The following is a 6,214-nucleotide window of genomic DNA, read 5'->3' on the forward strand; positions in this document are numbered from 1 at the left end:
CCGGCTCTTCGCCAGAGAGGAACGACCGTGACAGTACTAGTCGACCGCCTGCCGACTCTCCTGCGCGAACGCACCTTCAGGCTGTTCTGGATCGGTCAGAGTGTCTCGCTGCTAGGGGACGAGATCGATCTCATCGCGATGCCGCTGACCGCGGTACTCGTCTTGGGCGCCAACGCCGGAGACATGGGCTGGCTGACGGCGGCACCGCTGGTCCCCTCGCTCGTGCTCTCGATACCTGTCGGCTCCTGGGTCGACGGGCGTAGAAGCAGGCGTCGGATCATGCTCTGGGCCGACCTGGGACGATTCGCCACAGTGGCGTCGATTCCGGCTGCGTACGCGCTGGGGGTGCTCACCTTTGCCCAGCTGTTCGTCACAGCCTTCTTGCTCGGGATTCTCAGCGTGCTGTTCAACGTCTCCAACAACACCCTCTTCGTATCCATCGTCACCAATGAGGACCTGGTGCAGGGATCCGTGCTCGTGAACGGCAGCCGTTCGGCCGCGTCGGTCGTCGGCCCCGGAGTCGGAGGCGTCCTCGTTCAGCTCTGCAGCGCCCCGTTCACTGTCCTGGCAGATGCCTTCAGCTATGTGGCGTCAGTGCTCTGTCTGTCCCGCATTTCTCCGTCCGAACCGCCTCCGGAGCCAGTCGGCAAGGGCCGCGCGCTTGACGGCATGCGGTGGGTGATCCGCACGCCGACCATGCGCGCGATCCAAGGCGCGGTCGCAACGCTCAACTTCTTCAACTACGCGTTTCAGGCGCTCTTCGTGCTATATGTGACGAAGGATCTCGGCCTCAGGCCGAGTGCCCTGGGACTGATCCTCGGAGCCGGCGCTGTCGGCGGTCTGGCCGCTGTGCTTCTGGCAAGCCGTGTCGTGCGGCGGTTCGGGATAGGGCTGGCCATCGCGTTCGGCTTCGTGGGATTCAGCGTCCCGCGGCTGCTCGTCCCGCTCGCCGCCGGCCCGGCCGCCCTCGTCACTGCCGTCCTGCTCGTAGCGACATTCCTGGCCAACGCGGGAGCGATGGTACTGGACACATCGGCCAACGCGTACATGATGGCGATCATCCCCGCGAAGATGCGGGCCCGTGTCTCCGGCGTGCTCCAGACCGTCAACTTCGGGATCCGACCGCTCGGAGCAGTCACCGGCGGTCTCCTCGGCAGTACTCTGGGCTTGCACACGACACTGTGGATCGCGACCGGGGGAGCAGCTTGCAGCGCCATCTGGCTGTGGACCTCCCCGCTGCCCGGGATTCGCGACATCCCCACCACGACGCCGGAGACGGTTTCGGTATAGCGCCGCTTCGGCGATCCGTTGAAGACCATCCCTTCGGACAGGCGGTTCCAGACTTCAGGCTAGGGCTGCGCATCCGGGGTTCTGGCTAGGCTGACTTCGAATCCACCGACCCCGAAGGCCGAGCGTCGTGCGGCGACGACTTCCCGGTCGCGTTTCAGACGTCCGGAGGAAGAATGAAGGCAGGCGCCGACCCCGTCTATGTCGGAATCTCGTTGGGGCCGGAAGACCCGTCGGCCGCCGTCGTCCGTGCCGGCAAGGTACTGGCCTACGCGGAGGAAGAACGCTTTGTGAGATCGAAGCACGCGATCGGCGTGTATCCGCTGCGTTCCCTCGTCTACTGCCTCGAGCAAGCAGCCACTTCGGTCGACGATGTTTCCAGCGTCTCGGTGAGTTGGGACCTATCGGCCTATTCCGACGGCACGATGGCGAGATTCTATGAGGGCTTGAGCGAGGAGTGGGATCTCGACGAAGCCACCCGCGCCTGGCAGCAGCAGACTCTGGCCGAATACGACTACGCGACCCTGACCGCCAGGCACCGCAGACGCTGGACCCAAGAGTTCGGGCTCCGCCGGCTCCCGCCGATCCGGTTCGCGGCACACCACTACACGCACGCGTTCCAGGCCGCGACGGAGTCACCCTTCGAATCAGCGGTGGTGCTCACCGCCGACGGCTCGGGCGAGGACAAAACGACCGTGCTGTGGGTGAAGCGGGGCACAGATATCAGGCCACTGCGTACCGTTCGGATACCGCATTCGCTGGGCTGGTACTACGCAGCTTTCACCGAATACCTCGGTTTCCAGGCCTATGACGGTGAATACAAGGTCATGGGGCTGGCGGCACACGGCGAGCCGGTGGAGTCACTGCGCGACGCCGTCCGCCAGATTTTGACGCCCGCGCCGGACGGTGTCGAGTACCGCATCGATCCGACCCTTCATCCACTTCGGGGAGCACAGCTACTCCGGAAGGTTCACCGACAAGCTGGTGAAACTGCTGGGCGCTGAACCACGACTACCGGCCGGCCCTGTGACGCAGTGGCACATGGACTTGGCGTACGCCGTGCAAAGCGAGATCGAGGAGGCAGCGTGTAGGTTGGTTCGGTGGGCTGTGCAGGAGACCGGCATCTCCACGGTGTGCCTCGGCGGCGGAGTCGCACAGAACGTCAAGATGAACTCGGCCATCTTCGCTATGGACGAAGTCTCCGACGTCTTCGCGCACCCGTTGTGCTCCGACAGCGGAGCGGCCGCGGGCGCGGCACTTGTGACGTGCTTCCGGGAGACGGGGGCGCATCCGCTGCCTCTCGCGACACTGGCACTGGGACCCGAGGAGAGCTCTGCGGCTATCCGTGCCTCACTGTGCAACGCCAAGGTCGCGTTCGAGCAGCCGGCCGACGTGTTCGCGATGACGGCGCGAGCCCTGGCCGATGGATTGCTCGTGGGATGGGTCGACGGGCGCGCCGAAGCCGGACCCCGAGCGCTCGGGCAGCGCAGCATTCTCGCCGACCCTCGCGCGGTCGAGAGCCGGGACACAGTGAATGCCGTGGTCAAGCAGCGCGAGCTCTGGCGGCCGTTCGCGCCCGCGATGCTCGCCTCGGCACGGGATCGATACTTCGACAAGTCTACCGACTCGCGCTTCATGACCATGGCTTTCCGGGCCAACGCGGCGCTGCGCCGGGACGCCCCCGCCATCGTCCACTCCGACGGTACCTCACGCATCCAGACCGTCCATCCTGACGTGACGCCCGCCTTCCACCGGCTGATCCAGGAGTTCGCCGGGATGACCGGTGTTCCGGTTCTGCTCAACACTTCGTTCAACATCCGCGGCGAACCGATCGTCAACACGACCGAGGACGCGCTGCGCACGTTCTGGGCCACCGGTCTCGACATGCTGGTACTGGGAGCAGAGTTCGTCGTCAGGAAGGAAGGATAGATGACCGCACGAGTGCTCGTCGTCGTGGCGCATCCCGACGACGAGGTACTGGGCATCGACCGGGGGATCAAACGCTGTCGGCAGTATTGCCGGGTTCGCGGACGGATGGCATCGGTCGCGATTTGAAGCTCCGGCGGAATTCCGGGCCTGCGAATGGGTAGCCCCGGGACCCGTTGCTACGCTCAGGCATATGGATGTCATGCGGTACCGCCGTCCGCCGGTGACAGCCTCGTTTGAGGATCTACGTCGGCGACGTCTGCCTCAGGCGCTGTTCGTGCACCCGTTTCTGCCTGAGGGCGCAACGGTGTGCGACATCAGCGGGTTCGCCGAGATGATCGAAGAGGCCTACCGCACCCCCTTCACCCTCCACATGGCCATGGAACTCGACGAGGACGGTAACGAGCGGTGCATGGGGATAGGCAACAACGGCATGTGGGAATGGATGGTCACCCGGCCGACCAAACTGCGCAACGGCGAGCGGTACACATCGGTTCTCCAGGGTATCTCGCAGATCTTGATCGCCCCGGAAATAGATGGACAGCGGCTCTGCACGGTTGAGGTGACGCCGACCGGTGAGGATCATCTGATCGCCGGTCGGAGGCCGATCATCTTCGCCATTCGGACTCGCCGCTAGCGGTTCTGCTGCCGGGGTCCGAGCTGAAACGCCCAAGCCCCGGCAGATAGGGAGAGAAGCCGAGCCTCGCAGGTCTCACACCTGCTTCGGCCTAGCGGTAGCGGCTAGGGGCAGCCGCTTAGGGTGTTCTGCAGAACTCCGGGTGGCTCCCAACTCATCCGGAGTGCGTCGCGGGCGTCAAGCCGAGCGGCTAACTTACCGCGGCCGCGTTGGCGATCAGGCTGCGGTCACGATGGGTCGCGATCCCCTAGCCGCAACTGGTCCAGTACCCAGGCTGGCGGTTCTTGAGGCTGGACCTGATGGATATCCGCGGTCAGGGCCCAGTCCCGGATCGAGGCCGGGATGTCCCGGCCCAGGTCGTGCACGATGTCCACTGCCGGATCGGGCAACGGGCAGCTGCGCCCCGCGCCGTAAACGCCTCGGAAACGGTCCTCGCCGTCATCGTCGCGGGATGCCACAAACGCGCGCCGCATGTAGTCCGGCAGCAATATGACCCCGAAATACGCAGTCCCGGGCTCGGGAAACGTGGGTTCGACGACCACGCCGTCGCCGTCAACGCACCACCCCATCCGCTCATGGGGGAAGCCGTGGCAGGCGAACCCCTCGCAATACAGCAGACCGGAAGCAGTCGCATGATCGTAGGCGTTACGCCGTGAGTACGCGGGCCGAGGATTCAGGCCGCGGACAACGGTGCCCGGTGTGAACAGGCGTGCGTACCGCATGACCGGACCCCAGTACTCCCTTTTGTGGGTCAGGCAACGCGAGACAAGCGACCAGACAACCCGGACTTCATCTTCGGTCAATGCGACCACCCCCAGACGCCTCAGATTACCAACGTTCCTGCCGAGATAGGGCCTATTCCTCGATGCGTACTCTGGGCCTTTTCGGATGATCGACCGGACACGCTCTAGGGCTGCCTGCGCAATTGCAATGGGCCTACGCTCGCCGTCGCCGGGTCGTACGGATCGGATCGACTTCCTCGCCGGGCGCCGTCAGCCGGGGACCCGGACCACGTGAGCACGTGGGCATGCGGCACTCCACGGTGTTGTCCAGGGCTGCTTCACTGCATGTCCCAGTGTTCGAACTAATGTTCCCGAGCTGGTCCGGCCCGCGTAGTCACGGAACCCGCGCGACGCGGGAGTTGGAAGTCGTGAAACGCGAATCTGTTGGAACGACGTTTCGCCCCTGATGTTTTCACAGGTGATTTGGTGGGCGGGTCATCTACCACTACCGGGCAGGTCCTGGGCACCGGTACGCTTGGACGCATGGATGCAATGAAATATCGTCGGCCGCCGGTGACTGCCTCGTTCGAGGATCTACGTCAACGGGGCTTGCCTGAAGTGCTGTTCGTACATCCGTATCTGCCTGAGGGTGTTACCGTCTGTGACATAACCGGCTTCGGTGCAATGATTCAAGAAGCCTACCGCACCCCCTTCACTCTTCATATGGAAAGGGAGCTTGACGAGAACGGCAGCGAGCGGTGCGCGGGGATTGGTAATAACGGTAGGTGGGAGTGGATGGTTACGCGGCCGACCAAATTGCGCGACGGCCGGCGGTACACATCGATCCTACAGGGGATTTCGCAGATCTTGATCGCCCCGGAGCTGGACGGGAAGCGTCTCTGCACGGTTGATCTGACGCCGAGCGGTAAGGATCACCTGATCGCCGACCTGAAGCCGATTTCATTCCCCATTCAGGTGAACTCCTAGAAGGCTGGTGAAATATTTCAATTTGGGTTAGCGGCCGGAATTGGTCGGTTCTGCCGGTGTCCGGACTGGGCTGTCCGGACACCGGCAGACAGGTAGTCGTGTCGACATGACCTGGCGAGGGGTTGAGCTTCGTAGCCCCTTAACCTGGTTCGGCCTGACCGTAGTTTCCTAAGGGCAGCCGTTGAGAGTTCTTTGAAGAACATCCTTTTCGGAGTAAAGCTGTCCTTGGTCCGGGGTGGTGAGCACGCTCAGGTTCCATTCGTATTTCACGGTGATCCACGCCTTGACGTACGTGCAAACGACGTCTTTGTTGTCCGGGAGCCATTCGTCAGGGCGCGAGTCTCCCTTCGAGCTGTTCGTCGACCATGACACCGCCCACAGCTCGGGTCCTTCTATGTCATTGGCGAAGTCGCTGATCTGCAGTCGGCCCGCAGTGGTAGAAGGGACTGACCACAGGCCGGCGTTCCAGGCATCCGCCTTGGGGTCGACATGGTCGATAGCTAACCTCGATGACTCAGCGGTCGCAGGTCTCTGATTTACCTCGTGGTCTGCCCGTTATTTCCCTCCGGGTGAGGTGACGGGCCGTCGCGTGTCGCCGCGGTAGCGCCGGGTTCCACAGGTCCGGGTGGGTGCTGTGCTGCTCCTTTCGAGGTTG

General features: G+C 63.7%; 7 protein-coding genes and 1 pseudogene. 6 read left to right on the forward strand and 2 right to left on the reverse strand.

The genetic code is table 11. The annotated features are described in order from the left end of the window. Positions 1-27: 27 nt before the first annotated feature. The 5 genes from ABIA35_RS45695 (at position 28) to ABIA35_RS45715 (ending at position 3,850) form a co-directional block, all read left to right on the forward strand. Positions 28-1,290, forward strand: coding sequence for an MFS transporter (locus ABIA35_RS45695; RefSeq protein WP_370347932.1), 1,263 nt, complete (start codon positions 28-30; stop codon positions 1,288-1,290). A 173-nt stretch (positions 1,291-1,463) separates the two neighbouring features. After that, complete coding sequence (locus tag ABIA35_RS45700) at positions 1,464-2,291, forward strand: carbamoyltransferase N-terminal domain-containing protein (RefSeq protein WP_370347930.1); 828 nt, start codon at positions 1,464-1,466, stop codon at positions 2,289-2,291. Continuing rightward, positions 2,272-3,216 carry a carbamoyltransferase C-terminal domain-containing protein gene (locus ABIA35_RS45705; RefSeq protein WP_370362187.1) on the forward strand — a complete coding sequence of 315 codons (945 nt, stop codon included), beginning with the start codon at positions 2,272-2,274 and terminating at the stop codon, positions 3,214-3,216. The genes ABIA35_RS45700 and ABIA35_RS45705 overlap by 20 nt, the downstream gene beginning before the upstream one ends. Then, positions 3,217-3,342 (forward strand): hypothetical protein, encoded by a 126-nt coding sequence (locus ABIA35_RS45710; protein ID WP_370347926.1) that lies wholly within the window; start codon positions 3,217-3,219, stop codon positions 3,340-3,342. It begins immediately after the preceding gene. Positions 3,343-3,406: 64 nt separating this feature from the next. Continuing rightward, on the forward strand, positions 3,407-3,850 hold the full coding sequence (locus ABIA35_RS45715) for a hypothetical protein (RefSeq protein WP_370347924.1): 444 nt from the start codon (positions 3,407-3,409) through the stop codon (positions 3,848-3,850). Between the two features lie 227 nt (positions 3,851-4,077). Here ABIA35_RS45715 and ABIA35_RS45720 read toward each other — a convergent pair whose 3' ends face one another. Then, positions 4,078-4,662 carry a hypothetical protein gene (locus ABIA35_RS45720; protein WP_370347922.1) on the reverse strand — a complete coding sequence of 195 codons (585 nt, stop codon included), beginning with the start codon at positions 4,660-4,662 and terminating at the stop codon, positions 4,078-4,080. Between the two features lie 453 nt (positions 4,663-5,115). Between ABIA35_RS45720 and ABIA35_RS45725 the strand changes: the two genes are divergently transcribed. Next, positions 5,116-5,559, forward strand: a complete 444-nt coding sequence (locus tag ABIA35_RS45725) for a hypothetical protein (protein WP_370347920.1) — start codon at positions 5,116-5,118, stop codon at positions 5,557-5,559. 168 nt (positions 5,560-5,727) lie between these two features. Here the strand turns inward: ABIA35_RS45725 and ABIA35_RS45730 are convergent. Continuing rightward, positions 5,728-6,075: pseudogene (locus ABIA35_RS45730) on the reverse strand (hypothetical protein); the annotation flags it as partial. Positions 6,076-6,214: the final 139 nt, after the last annotated feature.

The sequence above is a fragment of the Catenulispora sp. MAP12-49 genome, assembly GCF_041262705.1.
Taxonomy (GTDB): domain Bacteria; phylum Actinomycetota; class Actinomycetes; order Streptomycetales; family Catenulisporaceae; genus Catenulispora.